General features: G+C 63.5%; 18 protein-coding genes. 3 read left to right on the plus strand and 15 right to left on the minus strand.

What is annotated here, in order from left to right:
* Positions 1-20: 20 nt before the first annotated feature.
* The 5 genes from ACIPW4_RS25750 to ACIPW4_RS25770 form a co-directional block, all read right to left on the minus strand.
* The gene (locus ACIPW4_RS25750) at positions 21-890 is read right to left on the minus strand and encodes a LysR family transcriptional regulator (protein ID WP_400663095.1); all 870 of its coding nucleotides are present in this window, start codon (positions 888-890) and stop codon (positions 21-23) included.
* A gap of 59 nt (positions 891-949) precedes the next feature.
* Positions 950-2,002, minus strand: a complete 1,053-nt coding sequence (locus tag ACIPW4_RS25755) for a proline racemase family protein (RefSeq protein ID WP_400663097.1) — start codon at positions 2,000-2,002, stop codon at positions 950-952.
* Positions 2,003-2,241: 239 nt separating this feature from the next.
* Positions 2,242-4,680, minus strand: a complete 2,439-nt coding sequence (locus ACIPW4_RS25760) for a TonB-dependent siderophore receptor (RefSeq protein ID WP_400663099.1) — start codon at positions 4,678-4,680, stop codon at positions 2,242-2,244.
* A gap of 290 nt (positions 4,681-4,970) precedes the next feature.
* A complete protein-coding gene (locus ACIPW4_RS25765) occupies positions 4,971-5,936 on the minus strand; it encodes a FecR domain-containing protein (protein ID WP_400663102.1) in 966 nt (321 codons plus the stop codon).
* A 4-nt stretch (positions 5,937-5,940) separates the two neighbouring features.
* The gene (locus tag ACIPW4_RS25770; protein WP_400663105.1) at positions 5,941-6,471 is read right to left on the minus strand and encodes a sigma-70 family RNA polymerase sigma factor; all 531 of its coding nucleotides are present in this window, start codon (positions 6,469-6,471) and stop codon (positions 5,941-5,943) included.
* A 332-nt stretch (positions 6,472-6,803) separates the two neighbouring features.
* Here ACIPW4_RS25770 and mqo point away from each other — a divergent pair, with 332 nt between their 5' ends.
* The gene (gene mqo / locus ACIPW4_RS25775; RefSeq protein WP_400663108.1) at positions 6,804-8,441 is read left to right on the plus strand and encodes a malate dehydrogenase (quinone); all 1,638 of its coding nucleotides are present in this window, start codon (positions 6,804-6,806) and stop codon (positions 8,439-8,441) included.
* Between the two features lie 49 nt (positions 8,442-8,490).
* Here the strand turns inward: mqo and ACIPW4_RS25780 are convergent, their stop codons facing one another.
* From ACIPW4_RS25780 to ACIPW4_RS25800, 5 genes are read right to left on the minus strand one after another with little or no spacing between them, the layout of a single operon-like run.
* A complete protein-coding gene (locus tag ACIPW4_RS25780; RefSeq protein WP_400663111.1) occupies positions 8,491-8,934 on the minus strand; it encodes a hypothetical protein in 444 nt (147 codons plus the stop codon).
* A 14-nt stretch (positions 8,935-8,948) separates the two neighbouring features.
* A complete protein-coding gene (locus tag ACIPW4_RS25785) occupies positions 8,949-9,269 on the minus strand; it encodes an AzlD domain-containing protein (protein ID WP_400663113.1) in 321 nt (106 codons plus the stop codon).
* A complete protein-coding gene (locus tag ACIPW4_RS25790; RefSeq protein WP_400663115.1) occupies positions 9,248-9,949 on the minus strand; it encodes an AzlC family ABC transporter permease in 702 nt (233 codons plus the stop codon). Before ACIPW4_RS25790 ends, ACIPW4_RS25785 begins: the two co-directional genes overlap by 22 nt.
* Positions 9,946-10,428, minus strand: a complete 483-nt coding sequence (locus ACIPW4_RS25795; protein WP_400663118.1) for a GNAT family N-acetyltransferase — start codon at positions 10,426-10,428, stop codon at positions 9,946-9,948. The genes ACIPW4_RS25790 and ACIPW4_RS25795 overlap by 4 nt, the downstream gene beginning before the upstream one ends.
* Positions 10,412-11,158 carry a 2OG-Fe dioxygenase family protein gene (locus ACIPW4_RS25800; protein WP_400663120.1) on the minus strand — a complete coding sequence of 249 codons (747 nt, stop codon included), beginning with the start codon at positions 11,156-11,158 and terminating at the stop codon, positions 10,412-10,414. The genes ACIPW4_RS25795 and ACIPW4_RS25800 overlap by 17 nt, the downstream gene beginning before the upstream one ends.
* Positions 11,159-11,361: 203 nt before the next feature.
* Between ACIPW4_RS25800 and ACIPW4_RS25805 the strand changes: the two genes are divergently transcribed.
* Positions 11,362-12,231, plus strand: coding sequence for a LysR family transcriptional regulator (locus ACIPW4_RS25805; RefSeq protein ID WP_400663123.1), 870 nt, complete (start codon positions 11,362-11,364; stop codon positions 12,229-12,231).
* Between the two features lie 36 nt (positions 12,232-12,267).
* On the opposite strand, the gene ACIPW4_RS25810 is transcribed toward ACIPW4_RS25805, so the two are convergent.
* The gene (locus ACIPW4_RS25810) at positions 12,268-12,603 is read right to left on the minus strand and encodes an ArsR/SmtB family transcription factor (RefSeq protein ID WP_400663126.1); all 336 of its coding nucleotides are present in this window, start codon (positions 12,601-12,603) and stop codon (positions 12,268-12,270) included.
* A 50-nt stretch (positions 12,604-12,653) separates the two neighbouring features.
* On the opposite strand from ACIPW4_RS25810, the gene xenA reads away from it, so the two are divergent.
* Entirely contained in the window at positions 12,654-13,745 is a 1,092-nt protein-coding gene (gene xenA, locus ACIPW4_RS25815; protein WP_400663129.1) for a xenobiotic reductase XenA, read from the plus strand.
* A 62-nt stretch (positions 13,746-13,807) separates the two neighbouring features.
* On the opposite strand, the gene ACIPW4_RS25820 is transcribed toward xenA, so the two are convergent.
* From ACIPW4_RS25820 to ACIPW4_RS25835, 4 genes are all read right to left on the minus strand, one after another.
* Positions 13,808-15,055, minus strand: coding sequence for an NAD(P)/FAD-dependent oxidoreductase (locus ACIPW4_RS25820; protein ID WP_400663131.1), 1,248 nt, complete (start codon positions 15,053-15,055; stop codon positions 13,808-13,810).
* Between the two features lie 2 nt (positions 15,056-15,057).
* On the minus strand, positions 15,058-16,635 hold the full coding sequence (locus ACIPW4_RS25825; protein ID WP_400663134.1) for an aldehyde dehydrogenase (NADP(+)): 1,578 nt from the start codon (positions 16,633-16,635) through the stop codon (positions 15,058-15,060).
* Positions 16,636-16,774: 139 nt separating this feature from the next.
* Positions 16,775-17,722 (minus strand): dihydrodipicolinate synthase family protein, encoded by a 948-nt coding sequence (locus ACIPW4_RS25830; RefSeq protein WP_400663137.1) that lies wholly within the window; start codon positions 17,720-17,722, stop codon positions 16,775-16,777.
* A gap of 43 nt (positions 17,723-17,765) precedes the next feature.
* On the minus strand, positions 17,766-18,692 hold the full coding sequence (locus tag ACIPW4_RS25835) for a 4-hydroxyproline epimerase (protein ID WP_400663139.1): 927 nt from the start codon (positions 18,690-18,692) through the stop codon (positions 17,766-17,768).
* Positions 18,693-18,708 lie beyond the last annotated feature (16 nt).

Consider the following 18,708-nt stretch of genomic DNA (forward strand, 5'->3'; position numbering starts at 1 on the left):
ACGGGGCGATGCGCTTTATTTCAACTGAACGTCTTGCCTTGTTGGTAGAACGGGATCGACTTCAACCCCTCGACCGCCTTCAGCGTTTCCGGCGAGCGCTCGCGCAGGGTGGAAAACGCAAGGTAGGTGCGCACGCTGAGTTCTGGCGCACCGGCCACCGTAAACAGGCGCCCGTCGGCCAGATGCTCCCTGACCATGAACTGCGAGAAATATGCCGAACCGCCGTGCTTGAGAATGTACTCCAGGGCGATGGTTTCCTGGGTGATGGACAGCCGATGGCGCCGGGTACCCGGAAAGGCGTCATGATGCTGCTCGCTGAACGAGCGGCCCCAACTGATGTACACGTAACCCTCGCCGTGGCCCTTGAACAGGGTGTCGGCCTGGGTCGACACCAGTTGCAGCGGCTCCTCCAGGAAGGGCTCGAGGATCACGTCGGGCCAGTGATGCGGCTCATAAAGAATCGCCAGGTCCAGCAACCCTTCGCGCAGTTCGTTCATCAGCAGGATCGAGTAGTCCGACTGCACCTGCGTCGCCACGCGCGGCTGGTGCCGCTCCATCCAGGCCACCCAGTCGGCGGTGATGTTGCCCCAGTGGTTCATCGGCAGTCCCAGGCTGACCGTGCTGCGCATGTCGTTGGGCAAGGCCACGTCCTGCTGGGCGCGCTCCCAGGCACTGATCACCGATACGGCATGGCGGTAGAACAGATTGCCGCCGGAGGTCAGCGTGACGCCATGGCGGCTGCGGCTGAACAGCGGGCGGTTGAGGCGGTCTTCGAGGGCCTTGATCCGTGCGCTGACTGATGACTGGGTGATGTGCAGGCGTTCGGCGGCCTTGTGGAAGCTGCCGCTGGCGGCCACTTCGATGAAGGCCCGCAGGTGCTCGATGTTCATGAATGCGACCGTCGTCAAAAGGCGAGCCGGCTGGCCCGACTCGCCGATACTAGCTGCACTCAGGCCCAGATGTCGCCGATGGTGAAGCCTTCCGGGAACGGGTCGTCGTGGTCGAGGACGAAGGTGTTCAGGCCGTAGATCCAGCTCTTGCCAGTGATGGTCGGCACCACGGCCTGTTTGCCGGCAATGGTGGTTTCGTCGATCAGGCGGCCGGTGTAGACATTGCCCAGCAGCCCCTGGTGGCGGAAGTCGCGGTGCAGTGGCAGTTCGCCCTTGGCGTGCAGCGTGGCCATCTTCGCCGAGGTGCCAGTGCCGCACGGACAACGGTCCAGCGCGCCGGTCCAGGTGGCCGGGTCGTCCCAGGAGAACGCGCCACTGGCCATGGTCACGGCATTCTTCCAGTCGGCGTTGGGGTCTTCGCTGGGGCCGGACAGCTGGGAAATGGTGATGCCGATGCCGGGGTAGTCCGGGTGGGCGACCGGCAGTTGCTCGATGGCGGCCTGGCGGATCATCGACGATACCCGGGCGATCTCGCCGCCGTGTTCGGGGATCAGCTCAAGGCCCTTGAACTGACGCACATCGGCGATCACGTAGAACATCCCGCCCCAGCCCACGTCCACGCGCACCTTGCCCAGGTGCGGCACATCGATTTCGGCATCGATATGCGCAGCGAACGCCGGCACGTTCTGGAAGGTGACCGCCTTGACCTTGCCGGCTTCGCATTGCGCCTTGATACGGATCAGCCCGGCCGGCGCTTCCAGTACCAGTTCGGTGAGTGGCTCGCGCATCGGCAGCATGCCCATTTCCAGCAGCACGGTGACCACCGAGATGGTGTTGCCGCCGGACATTACCGGGTACTCGATCTGCTCCATGATGATGTAGCCGGCGTCGGCTTCGGGGTGGCTGGGCGGGACGATGAGGTTGCAGCAATGCGCCGGGTAGCCGCGGGGTTCGCGCAGCATCAGCTTGCGCAGCTGGTCATCGTTGGCTTCGAGCCATTTCATCTTGGCGTGCACGCTGTCGCCGGGGATGTGCGGGATACCGCCGGTGATCACGCGCATGGGCGTGCCGGCGTGGGTGTCGACGGCGTGTATGGTGCGTTTGAATGACATACGGGCGGCCCTTTATTGTGGTGTTTGAGCGGGGTCTGGGCCGCAGGATAAAGGGGCAGAGTTGGGCTGTAAGGCGAAAAATTCCGATCGGGTGATCGGTTTCGTGAATGGGTTTTGTACTGGTCTGCACCGGCCTCTTCGCGGGCACGCCCGCTCCCACAGGGATCGCAACAGGCCATAGGCCGGCGCTGTACCTGTGGGAGCGGGCGTGCCCGCGAAGAGGCCGGTGCAGGATAACGCTACCAGCGCAGCGAAACGGTGCCCAGCAATGTGCGCTCTTCGCCCCAGTAGCAACGCCCGGCGTTGTTGCAGCCCGCGACATATTCCTTGTCGAACAGGTTGCGGGCATTGACTTCGACCGACCAGTTGTCGTCGATCTCATACCCGACCTTGGCATCGACCAGCGTCACATCACCGGTATCGAGCTTGCCGTACAGGCTGGCCGGCGTATAGGCGAAGGTGCTGTCGAAATGCCGCACGCCACCGCCAACCGAAAGCCCTTTCAACAATCCATCACGAAAGCGATAGGTGCTCCACACCGATGCCTGGTTGCGCGGTACGCCGGTCATCTGGTGGTCTTCGTACAGCGAACCGGCCACGTCCTTGGTGATCCGCGAGTCGGTATAGGTGTAGGCGGCAGTCAGGTTGAGGTTCTCGTTGAGGTCGCTGTTGAGCTCCAGTTCAACACCCTTGGCGCGGCTGGCGCCGATCTGGCGGTAGTCACCCACGGCCGCGTCGTACAGCACGTCGTCCTTCTTGCGCAGGTCGTACACCGATGCGGTAAAGGCGGTGTTCCAGCCCTTGGGTTCGTACTTGATGCCCACTTCGTACTGCTCGCTGGTGGTCGGGTCCAGCGGGCCGCTCCTGCTTTCGGTCTGCTGGGTCGGGGCGAAGGCGGTGGAGTAGCTGAAGTAGGGCGACAGGCCGTTGTCGAACTGGTACATCACACCGGTCTGCCAGGTGAATTTGCTGTCCCAGCTGTCCATGTCGGCTTCGGCGTTGAGGGTGCCGGCCTTGTTGCGGTACTGGCTGTTGACCCGGTCCAGGCGCCCGCCGAGCAGCAGCACCCAGTGGTCGACCTTGGTCTGCAACTGGCTGTACAGGCCGTACATGGTCTGCTCAAGCAGCGCGTTCTGCACATGCGACGGGGTGCTCGGCGTGCCGTTCCACACCGGGTTGAACACGTTGATGGTGCCGCCGTTGCCAGCGTCCCAGTCCTGGTTGAACGAGGTGCGGTCCAGGCTCGCGCCCGCCAATACCGTGTGCTCGAAAGCGCCGTCGACGAAGTGGCCTTCGAACTGGTTGTCCAGCGAGTAGGCAATGGACTTGTTGTAGCGGTCATACGCCGTATTACTCAACGTGGTGCCAAAGCCGCCATTGTTGAGGTTGCCCGGCCACATCTCCTGGCGGTCGATACGCGACTGCATGTAGCGCGAGTTCTGGCGGAACTGCCAGGTGTCGTTGAAGCGGTGGCTGAACTCGTAGCCCAGGCTCCAGGTCTCGCGCTCGAAATTGTCCCAGTCCGGGTTGCCGGACAGCTGGTCCTTGTCGATCTTGCCGTTGGGGTTGTGCAGCAGGGTGCCAGCGGCGGGGTAACCGAGCTCCATCAGGGTGCGGTCGCGCTGGTAGGTCGCCAGTATGGTCAGGCTGTTGAACTCGTCGAAGTTCAGGGTCAGCGACGGGGCGAGGTACAGGCGGTCGTCGGGTTGATGGTCGATCTGCGTGTCGGACTTGCGGCCCATCATTACCAGGCGGCCGAGGATATTGCCTTCGTCGGTGAGAGGACCGGAGACGTCTACCCCGAGTTGGCGGCGGTTGTGCGAGCCGTAGCTCAGTTGCACTTCACCACGGGCTTCGGCGGTGGGGCGTTTGCTGACCAGGTTGACCACGCCGCCAGGGGCGTTTTCGCCATACAGGATCGAGGTCGGGCCGCGGAACACTTCCACCCGCTCCAGGCCATAAGGTTCGCTGCTGGTGTCATAGCGGTTGCCTTGCACCCGCAAGCCGTCGCGCAACAGGCCATAGCCGTAGTCGGTGGCGTTGAAGCCACGGATGAAGAACAGGTCGCCCGCTTGCCCGTCACCCCCGGCGAAGGGTGGCGAGAAGATGCCCGGCACGTAGCCGAGCACTTCGGTGAGGGTCTGCGACTGCTGGTCGTCCATGCGCTGGCGGGTCACGACCGAAACCGAACGCGGCGTGTCGGCGAGTGCGCTGCTGGTTTTACTGGCGGTGGCGCTGGCCACGGCGCGGTAGCCGCTGTCGCTCTGGCCGTTGCTGGCGAGCAGGGCGGCGTTGACGGTGGTGGCATCGAGTTGCAGGGCGCTGCCGTCGGTGGCCGGTTGCAGCACATAGCCTGCGCTGCCCTGTGGCACAGCCTGCAGGCCGCTGCCTTGAAGCAGATGGGCCAAGCCCTGGGGGACGCTGTAGCGGCCTTGCAGGCCCTGGCTGGTCTTGCCGGCGGCCAGGGCGTTGCTGCCGGCCAGGTAGATGCCGGCCTGGCTGCTGAACTGGTTGAGTGCACCCGCAAGCGAGCCAGGGGCGATGTCGAAATTCATCTCGGCACTGGCGGCCTGTTCGGCATGCGCCAGGGTGGCAGGCAGCATCAGTGGGGCGACGGCGCAGAGCGAAAGCGGTGCGGCTAGCGCCAGGCGAAATGCGGGGTGGAGGGGCTTCGGCATGCTGGTCCCTGGAATCGATACGGTGGGTTGGAGGGGCTTGTGAGGGGTTAACCGAACGAAACGAGGAAAAGGGAACCAAGATCGAATTTTTTTTGCCTGTTCTCGCAGGGCTGTACATAACGCGTTGCTGACACCGAGCTTGTGGGAGCGGCCTTGCGTCGCGAAAGGGCCGCGAAGCGGCCCCGACGATATCTGCGTTGTAGCCGAAATCCTGGGGCCGCTTTGCGGCCCTTTCGCGACGCAAGGCCGCTCCCACAAAGTCCAGGCTCCCTGCACGACAGCGCGGTCGATCAGGCCGGTTCGACCGTCACCCACCAAGGCGTGAGGCGCTGCACACGCACCGGCAATGCCGCCTGCAACAGCGCCAGGGCATGGTCGCTGTCGTCGAGCGGAAAGGCGCCCATCACCGACAGCTGCGCGACCGCAGGGTGCCACCCCAGATGTCCATGGCGATAGCGCCCCAGCGTCTGCAGCAGCTGCGCCAGCGGCATGTCCTCGGCGTTCAGGCGCTGGTGAATCCACGACTCGCCGGCACTCTGCGCCGGCCGAGTGGCGCCGATGGCCTGGGCGCTGAACGCCACCTGCTGTCCGGCCTGGACAATGCGGCGCTCGGCACTGCCTGCGGTACAGACCTCGACGGCGCCGGCGTAGACGTCCAGGCGCGTCAGCTCATCTTGCTGGCAGACCGCGAAACGGGTGCCCAGCGCCTGCATGCGGGCCTGGGCGGTATCGACGAAGAACGGGCGGCGGGCATCGTGGGCGGTTTCCACCAGGATCTCGCCAAAACGCAGGTGCAGCACCCGGGCCAGCAGGCTGAAGTCCAGGTCCACCGCGCTCTGCGCGCCAAGCCACAGCTGGCTGCCGTCGGCCAGGCGGGTTTCCCGTGTTTCGCCGATCCCCGTGATCAGGTCGGCGCTCCAGCCCTGCAGGGGCGCCCCGCGCCAGGCACTCCAGCCCAGCAGCGAGCTGGCGCCCAGCACCAGCAACGATTTGAGCCCTGTGCGGCGCGTCATGCGGCGTGCATCGTGCTCGCGCAGCACCCTTCCTGCCGCACTGCCTTCATGCTGCAGGGGTGCAAAGCGCTGGCCGACCCGTTGCACGTATTGCCAGGCTGCCTGGTGGTCGCCGTGCTGCTCCAGCCAGGCCTGCCATTGCCGTTGCAGCTGCGGCCCGACGTTTTCGTCCTGCAATTGCACATACCACTGCGCGGCTTGCTGCAGGCTGGCGTGGCTGAGTTTGTGTGCCGCGTGGGTCATGGCGTCATTCCACCAGCAGGCCGTCGAGTTCGGCTTCAAGGATGGCGCAGTGCAGAAACGCCTGGGCGAGGTACTTCTTGATCATGCGTTCGCTGACGCCGATGTGCGCGGCGATATCGCGGTAGGCGAGGCCATCGATCTGCGCCAGCAGGAATGCCTGGCGGACCTTGCCCGGCAAGCGTTGCAGCATTGCGTCCACTTCATGCAGGGTCTCGACGATCAGCGCGCGCTGCTCGGGCGAGGGCTGCAGGGTAGGGGGTTGCAGGGCCAGGTGTTCGAGCCAGGCGCGTTCCAGCTTCTGCCGGCGCCAATGGTCGATGCACAGGCCACGGGCAATGGTCGCCAGGTAAGAGCGTTCCGCCGACTGGCCATCCAACTGGCGCGGGCGATGCAGAATACGCACGAAGGTGTCCTGCACCAGGTCGGCGGCATCCGGCCGGTTGCCAAGGCGCCGATAGAGAAAGCCCAACAGCCAGCGTGAATGGCTCTGGTACAGGGAATGGATCGAACTGTTCAGCTCAGGAATCGAAACCACGGCGGCATCCGGCGCTAGCGCGTATTGGGTGCGAATGAGAAATGCTCGCAATACTAGGGCTGCTTGAACGATACTGCAATGGCTTCGATCAGCGCTTGGCCAGCATGAGACAACCTGCCGCCTTGCCTATTGCCGTGCAATTTGTTTGTGCTGGCATTTCGGTTACAATCGGCGAAACGATTCAGCCTTGTCGGTCAATTCGACAAAAGCCTGAGGCGTTTTCTGGTTCTCTGGCTGCTGAACAATCATCACAACAAGCCTGCGCTGAAGAACAAGGAATACGCTGGGCCAGCCACAGGCCCACCCTCCGTTCTACTGACTGGAATTGATCAATGTTCAAGAAAGCTGGCAAGACCTTGCTGGGTCTGGCTGTCGCTGCGAGCTTCATGCAAGCGCACGCCGCCGAAACCAAGAAAGTCGATGTGCTGCTGGTTGGCGGCGGCATCATGAGCTCCACCCTGGCCGTGTGGCTGCACGAGCTGGAGCCAAGCTGGTCGATGGAAATGGTCGAGCGCCTGGACGGCGTCGCCGAAGAAAGCTCCAACGGCTGGAACAACGCCGGTACCGGCCACTCCGCGCTGGCCGAGCTGAACTACACCCCGGAAGACAAAGACGGCAACGTCAACATCGCCAAGGCCATCGAAATCAACGAAGCCTTCCAGATCTCCCGCCAGTTCTGGTCGTGGCAGGTTCGCCAAGGCGTGTTGAAGAACCCGCACTCGTTCATCAACACCACCCCGCACATGAGCTTCGTGTGGGGCGATGACAACATCAAGTTCCTCAAGAAGCGTTACGACGCGCTGCAGGCCAGCCCGCTGTTCCGCCCGATGCAGTACTCCGAGGACCACGCGCAGATCGCCAAGTGGGTCCCGCTGATGATGGAAGGCCGTGACCCGAACCAGAAGCTCGCGGTCACCTGGACGCCCCTCGGCACCGACGTCAATTTCGGCGAAATCACCCGCCAGTTCGTCGGCCACCTGCAGACCCAGAAAGGCTTCGACCTGAAGCTGTCCAGCGAAGTGCAGGACATCACCCGCAACAAGGACGGCTCCTGGCACGTCGAGTACAAGAACCTCAAGGACGGTACCGAATCGGCCACCGACGCCAAGTTCCTGTTCATCGGTGCCGGCGGCGGCGCACTGAAGCTGCTGCAGAAGTCGGGCATTCCTGAAGCCAAGGAATACGCAGGCTTCCCGGTGGGTGGCTCGTTCCTGGTGACCGAGAACCCGACCGTGGCCATGCAGCACATGGCCAAGGCCTATGGCATCGCTTCGACCGGCGCACCACCCATGTCGGTACCGCACCTGGACACCCGCGTGCTGGACGGCAAGCGCGTGATCCTGTTTGGCCCATTTGCCACCTTCTCGACCAAGTTCCTGAAGAACGGTTCGTACCTGGACCTGCTGAGCAGCACCACCACCCACAACGTGTGGCCGATGACCAAGGTCGGTATCGACCAGTACCCGCTGGTCGAGTACCTCGCTGGCCAGCTGATGCTCTCGGATGACGACCGCTTCGAAGCCCTGCGCACCTACTTCCCGAACGCCAAGAAGGAAGACTGGAAGCTGTGGCAGGCCGGTCAGCGCGTGCAGATCATCAAGCGTGACGAAGAGAAGGGCGGCGTGCTGAAGCTGGGCACCGAAGTGGTGGCTTCCCAGGACCGCACCATCGCCGGCCTGCTGGGCGCCTCGCCAGGTGCCTCGACTGCTGCGCCGATCATGCTGAACGTGCTGGAAACCGTGTTCAAGGAAAAGGTCGCCACCCCTGAGTGGCAGGCCAAGATCAAGGAAATCGTACCGAGCTACGGCACCAAGCTGAACGACTCGGCAGCGGCCACCCAGAAAGAGTGGAACTACACCGCTGACGTGCTGCAGCTGGAGAAGCCACCGGTGATCGACGAGAGCGTCGGTACCACCGTTGCGCCGAGCAAGCCAGTTGAAAGCAAGCCAGAGAACGACATGGCGCTTTGACCAGGTAATGGGGTCAAGAAAGGCCACGGGTGACCCCCGTGGCCTTTTTTCATTGCTGTTCGGGCATGGCGCCGTCGACGCCAAGTTCCTGCAGTACCTCGCTCAGGTCGAGGTCTACCGCCAGCGCCAGGAAACTCACGTCACCCGCGTCACTGACGGGCGTCATCTTCGCCTCGGTGGCAGCCCTGAGCACCACCTGATCGCCATGCATCACATGCAGTTCCGAACCATCGGCCATTTCCAGCTTCAGGCTCCCGGAGGTGGCAAAAAGCAGCAGGTCGTTGCCCGGGCTCAAGTGTGCCGCCGCATGCAGATGACGATACTCCGCGATCCAGCCATCGCGCAGGAACGTCTTGCTCAAGGCGTAGGCCAGTGAACACTCCAGTGACAGGTCAGCCATTTCGTCGATCACCCGGTCACGTGGAACCTGGGGCATCAGGCGGGAAAATTCACTCAGGTTGGTCAGGGTGACTTTCCGGCGTGCAAGGCTCATAGCGTTTTCCTTTTTCAAGCCAGCAGCGTGATCGCCACGTGCCCGGCGACGCCGGCGCACACGCTGTAGATCAGGCTCCGTGACCAGTAGGCGACAATGACCACCGGTATGGCGGCCAGCAGGTCGGCATTCAGGCCGATCAGCGAACCATCCTTGGCCACCAGCAAGGCGGGTACGGTGATGCTGGCGATGATTGCCACCGGCAGGTATTCAATGACGTCATTGAACAGCCTGGGGGACTTCTCCATCTTCAGCAGAAACGGTGTCGCGCGGGTCAGGTAGGTGATGGCAGCCATCAGCATCACCGCTGCGATCAGGTAGTTCTCTTCAGGCATAGCCCTGCTCCACAGCCTACGGCGGTTGCGATGAATACGTTCAAGGGCGAGGGCGCGTACATGTTCAACAGGCAGGTGGTAACGATCACCACCAGAGCGATGATGGCTTTGGTGAAGGTGCTGCACAGCGATATCAGCACGAAGATCATCATTGCCGTCAGGGCGTAGTCCAGCTTGAACTGGGAGAACCGGTTCAAGGCATCCGACGCCACCGCGCCGAACACCGCACCGGCAATCCAGCTGGCATGGCAATAGGTATTGAACTGCAGCAGGTAGCCAGCCGAGGTCGGCCTGCCGTTTTCCAGGCGTTGGCTGTGAAAGGCAAAGGACTCATCAGTCAGGCCGAATGCGTACAGCAGCTTCTGCGGCTTGCTGATCGGCAGTTGGGCGCTGCGCTTGGACATGTACATTGCCATCAGCATGTGCCGCGAATTGATCAGCAAGGTCGACAACGCAATGGTGATCAGCGGCGCGCTGCTGGTCATCAATGCCAGCGCGGCGAACTGCGCCGCGCCGGCATAGACGAACAGGCACATGGCGGCCGGCAGCCACAAGGGCAGGCCGGCACTGATGCACATCACACCGAACACGAAGCTGACGACGAAGTAGCCGGTGATTATCGGCAAGGCGTCGACCAGGCTTTCCTTGCGCGAGGTATTCACCAGCACCGACGAGGTCACAGGTCGACCTCGCAGGTGATTTCACCACGGGTCTGCAGGAAGCCTTGTTTCTGCCAGAAGCTCAGTGCGCTGGGGTTGTCATCTGCAACGAACAGAAAGACCCGGCGAATACCGTGCTGGCGGAAATCGCTGAGAATCGAACTGGCCAGCGAGGTGCCGATCCTGCTCTGGCGATAGTCCGGTGCCACCGCCATGTGGTTGATGGTGCCGCGCGTGCCCATCAGGCCTCCTGCGACCGCGCCGACGATGGTGCCGGTGTGGTTTTCGGCCATGTAGCAATAGGTATGTTCCGAGCCGAGCAAGCCTTTGAGCAGCCCTTCGTCCTGCCAGTCGCAAAACGAGGTTTCCTCGAAGCGACGGAAGAAGTCGACGATCTTGCGGGCATGGAAAGGCGTGGCTTTCTTGATGCTCAGGCCATTGATGTGTTCGCCAGGGAACAACTTCGGCGTCGGGCCGATATAACTAGTCGATAATGTCATGCTCGCTGCCCGGTCGAGAGAAGGAGATTGCAATGATCTGCCGATAGCCCATTTCCGAAGGGCTCGGGTTGATCGCCGGCGTGACATAGTGTTGCAGCTCGCGATCGAGGAAATACGTGGTATCGAGAATGTTCAGGTAGGTGCCCGAGTCGATCACGTTCGACTGCTTGTCGTAGATGTTACTGGTAGCACCCTCGACGTTGTGACGGCCCCAGAAGTGCACGCCGCTGAATGGATAACCGTCGCAGTGAATACCTTCAGGGGTAATTTCGATCTGCGCCCCAGGTTTGATCTCGATACGAATCTGGTGCACCTGGCACTGCCAGCTGACCGTGTGCAGTTCCTCAGGCAGTACCGCCTTGTACACGTCGAAATCCAGGCGAATCAACGCGCGCAGTATCGGTGAGTTGAACACATCGGCACCGATGTCATCGAAATGACGTGCCATGCCACCGACATAGTTATTGTGCGCTTCGGATTGTTCGTAGGCGCGGTGATCGAGTTGGCACAGTTCGCCCGTGACCGGGTTGAAGTCGAAGTCGCTGTAACGGCGATAACGGGTGCCTTTGTCGGCCTGGCCATAATAACGGTCGATGCCCATGGTTTCCCAACTTTTGGAAAACTCGACAAACTCTTTGAAGCCCCCGTTCAACGCATAATCGCTGCCCAGGACGTTGACGGTCTTGTTTTGTCGCAGGGCCGCATCGATGTCTCTATTCAGTGTCAGCATGGCAAATCTCTTTTTATGAAAAGCTGCCAAAAATCTAACAGTTGAATTGCCCGCCGAAACTTCACTTTTTTTTGACGTGCCTCAACCGTTGCTTGCTACCCAGACGGTGTGCACCGTTATCGGGCAGACAGTGCCGGCGGTAGTGCGATATCCTCATGCCTTTCGTTGACGGCATGCGTCAATGGAACGGGGAGGGAGAGTGAATGGACATCAAGGTGCTTAAAAACATCGTGACCGTAGCCCGCACGGGCTCGATCACCGATGCGGCCGAACAGGTACACGTCACGGTCCAGGCCTTGGCTGCTCAGTTGAAAAAGCTCGAAGATCACTGCGGCTTCAAATTGTTCGACCGGACCAACAAAGGCGTATCGCTGACTCAGGAAGGCATGGGCATCCTGCCGCATGTGCTGGAAATCGTGCGTTCATCCGAGCGCATGCAACTGAAGATCAACCAGTTGCGCCAGAGTCGCAACCAGCGCCTGCCGTTGCGGGTTGCCTTGAACAGCACACTGTCGATGGAAATCAACCAGCAGATCATGGGCGCCGTGGTCAGCAAGTTGTCCGGCTACAATCCGATCTTCAGTTGCTCGGAGTCGCCCGACAACCTGGTCAAGCTGGCCAAGGACGAAGCGGACATGGTGGTGGTGCTCGGCCACAGCATGGGCGAAAACTATCACTCGGTGCCGCTGAAGGGCTTGCGCATCGAGGTCGTCGCCTCATCATCCAGCAATGACCGTTCGGCGCCTTGTGCGGTGATCAAACCGTTGCCGGAATGCCCGTACCACTCGATCTTTACCCGCTTCGCCGAGCGCCGGCCCGGCATGCTGGACGGGGCGACCGTGTTCCACTCCGGCAGCGAGATCGTCAGCGTTTCGATGATCAAGAGCTTTGGTGGCGTGGGCGTGCTGTCCCGTGCTGTGGCCGAGTCCAATGAGCTGTACGTCTGGCCGGGGTTTTCCGACTTCCTCGATGTTTACCTGGTCATGAAAGAGCCGTGGATCATCGAAGAAGAGTTCCCGCTGTTCTGCGCGGTCCCCACACCCATCCGCAGTCTGGACGCCATCAGCGCCTGACGGGGGGAAGCCGCTCCCAGGGGCGGCTCAGGAAAATCAGAGCTGGCGCAGAATGCAGTCCAGCAACCCGGGAAACCGCTCGCCCAGCATTTCGCTGCGCAGCGAATTCATGTGGGTAGTCCCGACATTGCGGGTGTGCACCAACCCCGCATCACGCAATACGCGAAAATGGTGCGACATGCTCGACTTCGGCCGCCCGCCGTCGAGTTCGCCGCAGCTGGCCTCGGCCACGCCGGCCAGGTGGCGGACAATGCCCAGGCGCACAGGGTCGCTCAGCGCATAAAGTACACGCTCGAGAATCAGGTCTTCAGGGTTGGGGTGTGGGTAGGCTCGCATGACCGACATGATAACGGGGGTTTCATTAATTGCCATAGTTCGATTATGATCGAACAATCGTATTCAGATGACTCCGGAGCTATCCCATGTCTGCCCTGTTCCAACCCTACACCCTCAAAGACGTCACGTTGCGCAACCGCATCGCCATCCCGCCGATGTGCCAGTACCTGGCCGAGGACGGCATGATCAACGACTGGCATCACGTGCACCTGGCTGGCCTGGCCCGTGGCGGTGCCGGCCTGCTGGTGGTCGAGGCCACCGCCGTGGCGCCGGAAGGGCGCATCACGCCCGGTTGCGCCGGGATCTGGAGCGATGCCCATGCTCAGGCCTTCGTACCGGTGGTGCAGGCAATCAAGGCGGCGGGCTCCGTGCCCGGCATCCAGATTGCCCACGCCGGGCGCAAGGCCAGCGCCAATCGCCCTTGGGAAGGCGATGACCACATCGCTGCCGACGATGCACGCGGTTGGGACACCATTGCCCCGTCGGCCATTGCCTTTGGCGCGCACCTGCCGAAAGTGCCGCGCGAGATGACCCTGGATGACATCGCCCGGGTCAAGCAGGACTTCGTCGATGCCGCCCGTCGCGCACGTGACGCCGGTTTCGAGTGGATCGAACTGCACTTCGCCCATGGCTACCTGGGCCAGAGCTTCTTCTCCGAGCATTCCAACCAGCGCACCGATGCTTACGGTGGCAGCTTCGACAACCGCAGCCGCTTCCTGCTGGAAACCTTGGCCGCCGTACGTGAGGTATGGCCCGAGAACCTGCCGCTGACCGCGCGCTTTGGTGTGTTGGAATATGACGGGCGTGATGAACAGACCCTGGAAGAATCGATCGAGCTGGCGCGTCGCTTCAAGGCGGGCGGGCTGGACCTGCTCAGTGTCAGTGTCGGTTTCACCATTCCTGAAACCAACATTCCATGGGGCCCTGCGTTCATGGGGCCGATTGCCGAGCGCGTGCGTCGTGAGGCAGGGTTGCCGGTGACTTCGGCGTGGGGCTTTGGTACGCCGCAGCTGGCCGAGGAGGCGCTGCAGTCACGCCAGCTGGACCTGGTGTCGGTGGGGCGGGCGCACCTGGCCAATCCGCACTGGGCCTACTTCGCGGCCAAGGAGCTGGGCGTGGACAAGCCTTCGTGGACCTTGCCAGCACCGTATGCACACTGGCTCGAGCGTTATCGCTGAACACAAAAGGGGCTGCTTTGCAGCCCATTCGCGCCGAACCGCCTCGAAGAGGCGGGCACAGGCTAGAACCGATCCAACCGGTAAGAAGCAGTCTGCGGACCGGCCGACCGCTCCGCCAACCGCCCCACCCATTGCGCCGTCACCGCCGCCTGGGTCAACCCCAGATGCTGATGCCCGAACGCCAGCAGCACCCTCCCGTCACACACCCGGTCGATCACTGGCAACGAGTCGGGCAACGATGGCCTGAAGCCCATCCAGGGCGTTGCACCTTCTGCACTCAGTTCCTGCTTGAACAAACCCTTGCTCAAGTGGTGCAACCGCCACGCCCGCTGCATGCTCGGCGCCGCTTCGAGCCCGGCGAACTCCACCGTGCCGGCCAGCCGTAGCCCGTCAGCCATGGGCGTCATGATGAACTTGCGCTCCAGCGAGGTCACCGCAAAGGGCAGGCGCTGCTGCTCCTGCGGCAGCATCAGGTGATAACCGCGTTCGGTGTCCAATGGCACGCGCCTGCCGGTCAGCGCCGCTGTCAGTTGCGCAGAATGTGCGCCGCAACAGAGCAGCACCTGGCGTGCCTTGAACGTGCCTTGGTCACTGGCCAGGCTGACCCCGTCACCCTGCAGTTGCCCACCTGAAACCCGCGCCTGGACGAATTGCACGCCGCTGGCCTTGGCCGCTTCGAACAGCGCCTTGACCACCTGGTACGGATCGATGAAATGCCCGGTTTGTGGAAAGAACAGCCCGCCCAGCAGCGTAGGGTTCAGCTGTGGAGCCGCTTGGCGGACGGTCTCGGCCGACCACCAGTCCACGGCCACGTTCTGTTGCTGCATGCGCGCCTGCAAGGCTTGCAGCGCCTGGCGCGACTCGGACCGTTCGAACACCAGCAACGAGCCGTCTGCCTTGAACAGCTCGCTGCGCCCGATCGAGCCCAGCAACTGCTGCCAGGCCCCCAGGCTGCCTTCGTTCAGCGCCCGGATACCGGCTACGCTGCGCTGGAACGGCGCCGGGCGCAGGTTGAGCAGCAGCCGGGTGAACCACGGCATGGCCTTGGGCAGGTATTTCCAGTCCAGGCGCAGCGGGCCCATCGGGTCGAGCAGCATGCGCGGCAGGCGCTTGAGGATCGACAGGTCGGCGATCGGAAACACCTGCTCGGTGGCCAGGTGCCCGGCGTTGCCGTAGGAGGCGCCGTGGCCGGGTGGTTGCTGATCGAGCAGCAGCACCCGCCGGCCCTGGCGGGCCAGCTGCAGCGCGCAGGCGACGCCGACGATGCCGGCCCCGACGACGGCGATATCGGTTTCAGGGGTGTCGACCATGCTCAACCTTCCCGTTGACCGTCAAGCAAGCGCCGCAGCTGCAGCGGGTTGCCATGCTTGAGCGCTTGCGGCAGCAGGGCTTCGGGGAAGTCCTGGTAGCACACCGGGCGCAGGAAGCGCAGGATTGCGGCAGTGCCGACCGAGGTAGTGCGGGCATCGGAGGTGGCCGGGAACGGCCCGCCGTGGACCATCGCGTCGCACACCTCGACACCGGTCGGCCAGCCGTTGACCAGAATGCGCCCGGCCTTGCGTTCCAGGGTCGGCAGCAGGGCGCGTGCGCTGTCGATATCGGCATCGTCCAGCTGCAGCGTGGCGGTCAGCTGGCCCTCGAGGTGCTCGGCCACCTGGCGTACCTGCGCGTCGCTGGCGCAGGCCACCACCAGCGATGCCGCACCGAATACTTCGGCCTGCAACGCCGGGTCGTTGAGAAACGCCTCGGCCTGGGTCACGAACAGCTGGGCCTGGCACTGGTTCGGCCCATGCTGGGGCAAGCCGCTGGCAGCAACCTGAGCGTTGGCATTGCCAGCCAGGTCAGCGACACCGGCCGCGTAGGCACTGGCGATGCCGGGGGTGAGCATGGTCTGCGCCGCCGCTTGGCTGACGTGCGCGCTGGCGGTTTCGATAAAGTGCTGTAAAGCCGGCCCCTGGCGGGCGATCACCAGCCCGGGGTTGGTGCAGAACTGCCCGGCACCCTGGGTCAGCGAGGCGACGAAACCTTGTGCCAAGGCCTCGCCACGGGCCTGCAGCGCTGCATCGAAGATGAACACCGGGTTGATCGAGCTCATTTCGGCGTACACCGGTATCGGCTCCGGGCGTGCCTGGGCCGCCTGGCACAGGGCAATACCACCGCTGCGCGAGCCGGTGAAACCGACTGCCTTGATGCGCGGGTCGCTGACCAGGGCGATACCGACTTCGCGGCCGGCACCGTACAGCAGCGAGAACACGCCTTCCGGCAGGCCGCAGTGCTTGACCGCACGGGCCAAGGCCTGGCCAACCAGTTCGCTGGTGCCGGGGTGCGCGGCGTGGGCCTTGACCACCACCGGGCAGCCGGCGGCCAGCGCCGAGGCGGTGTCGCCACCGGCTACCGAAAAGGCCAGGGGGAAGTTGCTGGCGCCGAACACCGCCACCGGGCCCAGGGCTACCTGGCGTTGACGCAGGTCGGCGCGCGGCAGCGGCTGGCGCTCGGGCAGGGCGTTGTCGACCCGCACATCCAGCCATTCGCCACTGCGGACCACGCGGGCGAAGGTGCGCAGCTGCGTGCAGGTGCGGCCACGCTCGCCCTGGATGCGCGCCTTGGGCAGGCCGCTTTCGGCCACGGCGCGGTCGATCAGGGCATCGCCCAGTGCTTCGATTTCGCTGGCGATGGTTTCGAGGAAGCTGGCGCGTTGCTCCAGCGAGGTTTCGCGAAAACTGTCGAACGCTGCCCAGGCCAGTGCGCAGGCCTGGGCCACGTGTTCGCCGGTGCCGCCGGCGTAGGCGGGTTCGAGAGCCTGGTGGGTGGCCGGGTCGATGGCGTGGATCGCGTCGCGGCTGCCGGGGATGGCGCGCTGGCCGATCAGCATGTTGCCTGTCAGGGTCATGGAGCCTCCTTCGGAATCAGTTTCTGGATCGGGGGGCGCTTTGCGCCCCTTTCGCGACACAAGGCCGCTCCTACAGGAGTGCGCGATCCTTGTAGGAGCGGCCTTGTGTCGCGAAAGGGCTGCGAAGCAGCCCCAGGGGTCAGGCCAGGTTCTGCTCGGCCGACCAGCTGGCGTACCACTTGCGGAACAGCCCGTACTGCTGCTCGGCGTAGTTGCGCTGGGCGTCGGTCAACACATCGGTTTCGTTGAAGTGCAGGCTGTATTCGCTGTCGCCGTTGAGCACCATCAGGTGCTTGTAGTACAGCACCAGGTCGCAGCCTTCATCGAACGACGACAGCACCGCCAGTGCCGCTTCCAGTTCACGGGCCAAGCGGCGCGCCTTGGCGTCGCCCTTGGCGGCCTGCTTGCTCAGGCTCACCAGCTGCAGCACTTCACGCGGCAGGGCGTTGCCGATACCGGTGATGGCACCGGTGGCGGCGCAGTTGACGAAGCCATGCACCACCTGGGTGTCGACGCCGACCATCAGGGTCACGTCGTCATCCTTGGAGGTAATGTGCTCGGCGGCGTAGCGCAGGTCGGCGCCACCGCCGAACTCCTTGAAGCCGATCAGGTTGGGGAATTCGCGGCGCAGTTCGAAGAACAGGTCGGCGCGGGTGGCAAAGCCGTAGTAGGGGCTGTTGTAGATCACCGCCGGCAGTTTCGGCGCAGCGGCGAGAATGGCCGAGAAGTGGTGCTTCTGGGCAATCAGCGAAGCACCGCGGCTGAGCACGCGGGGGATGACCATCAAGCCGGCGGCGCCGACCTTGGCAGCGTGGGCCGCGTGGGCGACGGCTTCGCGGGTGTTCACCGCACCGGTGCCGACGATGGTCGGGATGCCAGCAGCCACCAGGCGGGCCACGCCTTCCTGGCGTTCGGCTTCGGTCAGCAGCGGCCAGTCGCCCATCGAACCGCAGTAGACCACGGCGCTCATGCCGGCCTCTATCAGCTCGCGGCCCTTGCGCACAAGGGCGTCGAAGTCCGGCTTGCGCTCGGCAGTGCACGGGGTCATCAGGGCGGGCATGGTGCCGGTGAAGATGTTGTCAGTCATTGTTGTCACTCCTGGCGATATTCAGTTGTTTAAAAAGCCGGGTTCAGATGCCCCAGGCGAAGGGATCCTGTTCGTCGATCAGCAGGGTGCTGTCGGCAGTCATGTAGGCGCGGCCGGTGATGAACGGGCGAATGCGGTTGCCGTCGCGCTCGTAGCGGCCATGGAACTGGCTGCCGGTGATGCTGGCCTGCACCCAGGTCTGGCCTTCTTCAAGCTTGCCGTCGGCGGCCAGGCACGCCAGCTTGGCGCTGGTGCCGGTGCCACAGGGCGAGCGGTCGTATGCCTTGCCGGGGCACATGACGAAGTTGCGGCTGTCGGCATTGGCGTCGTCTGCGAACAGCTCGACATGGTCGATGGGCGCGCCGTTTTCGCCGGTGATGCCCTGGGCTTCGAGGGCCTTGAGCATGGCCCAGGTGTAGTCGGTGAGGGCTTCGCGGTTGTCCAGTTCGATGCGCTGGCCATGTTCGGCAACCAGGAAGAACCAGTTGCCGCCCCAGGCGATGTCGCCACGCACCACGCCATGCCCGGGCACGTCCACCGCCACCTGCTGGCGGTAGCGGTAGGACGGCACGTTGCCGACGGTGATGGCGCCGTCTTCATGCAGGGTGGCGCTGACCTGGCCGACCGGGGTGTCGATCTTGTGCACGCCGGGCTCTATCAGGCCCAGGTGCTGCAGCGAGGCGACCAGGCCGATGGTGCCGTGGCCGCACATGTTCAAGTAGCCGGCGTTGTTGAAGAAGATCACCCCGCAGGTGGCATCGGCCGAGACCGGTGGGCAATACAGCGCGCCGACCAGCACATCGTTGCCGCGTGGCTCCAGCAGGCAGGCACGGCGCCATTGATCGTGCAGCTCGCGCAGTTCGTCGCGCTGCTCGGCCATGCTGCGCCCCAGCAATCGCGGGAAGCCTTTCATTACCAGGCGGGTCGGTTCGCCGCCGGTATGCGAGTCGATGACGTGAATCTGTTTCATGGGCTTGTCCATTGCG

It is taken from the genome of Pseudomonas sp. NPDC089996, assembly GCF_044748405.1.
Classification (GTDB): Bacteria; Pseudomonadota; Gammaproteobacteria; order Pseudomonadales; family Pseudomonadaceae; genus Aquipseudomonas.

What these genes read in the sequence shown, in the direction of transcription:
- ACIPW4_RS25765 (WP_400663102.1), bottom strand. Translation starts at nt 5,936, where the DNA reads ATGACCCACGCGGCACACAAACTCAGCCACGCCAGCCTGCAGCAAGCC.
- ACIPW4_RS25755 (WP_400663097.1), bottom strand. Translation starts at nt 2,002, where the DNA reads ATGTCATTCAAACGCACCATACACGCCGTCGACACCCACGCCGGCACG.
- ACIPW4_RS25760 (WP_400663099.1), bottom strand. Translation starts at nt 4,680, where the DNA reads ATGCCGAAGCCCCTCCACCCCGCATTTCGCCTGGCGCTAGCCGCACCG.
- ACIPW4_RS25835 (WP_400663139.1), bottom strand. Translation starts at nt 18,692, where the DNA reads ATGAAACAGATTCACGTCATCGACTCGCATACCGGCGGCGAACCGACC.
- mqo (WP_400663108.1), top strand. Translation starts at nt 6,804, where the DNA reads ATGTTCAAGAAAGCTGGCAAGACCTTGCTGGGTCTGGCTGTCGCTGCG.
- ACIPW4_RS25825 (WP_400663134.1), bottom strand. Translation starts at nt 16,635, where the DNA reads ATGACCCTGACAGGCAACATGCTGATCGGCCAGCGCGCCATCCCCGGC.
- ACIPW4_RS25785 (WP_400663113.1), bottom strand. Translation starts at nt 9,269, where the DNA reads ATGCCTGAAGAGAACTACCTGATCGCAGCGGTGATGCTGATGGCTGCC.
- ACIPW4_RS25820 (WP_400663131.1), bottom strand. Translation starts at nt 15,055, where the DNA reads ATGGTCGACACCCCTGAAACCGATATCGCCGTCGTCGGGGCCGGCATC.
- xenA (WP_400663129.1), top strand. Translation starts at nt 12,654, where the DNA reads ATGTCTGCCCTGTTCCAACCCTACACCCTCAAAGACGTCACGTTGCGC.
- ACIPW4_RS25830 (WP_400663137.1), bottom strand. Translation starts at nt 17,722, where the DNA reads ATGACTGACAACATCTTCACCGGCACCATGCCCGCCCTGATGACCCCG.
- ACIPW4_RS25805 (WP_400663123.1), top strand. Translation starts at nt 11,362, where the DNA reads ATGGACATCAAGGTGCTTAAAAACATCGTGACCGTAGCCCGCACGGGC.
- ACIPW4_RS25780 (WP_400663111.1), bottom strand. Translation starts at nt 8,934, where the DNA reads ATGAGCCTTGCACGCCGGAAAGTCACCCTGACCAACCTGAGTGAATTT.
- ACIPW4_RS25750 (WP_400663095.1), bottom strand. Translation starts at nt 890, where the DNA reads ATGAACATCGAGCACCTGCGGGCCTTCATCGAAGTGGCCGCCAGCGGC.
- ACIPW4_RS25795 (WP_400663118.1), bottom strand. Translation starts at nt 10,428, where the DNA reads ATGACATTATCGACTAGTTATATCGGCCCGACGCCGAAGTTGTTCCCT.
- ACIPW4_RS25800 (WP_400663120.1), bottom strand. Translation starts at nt 11,158, where the DNA reads ATGCTGACACTGAATAGAGACATCGATGCGGCCCTGCGACAAAACAAG.
- ACIPW4_RS25810 (WP_400663126.1), bottom strand. Translation starts at nt 12,603, where the DNA reads ATGGCAATTAATGAAACCCCCGTTATCATGTCGGTCATGCGAGCCTAC.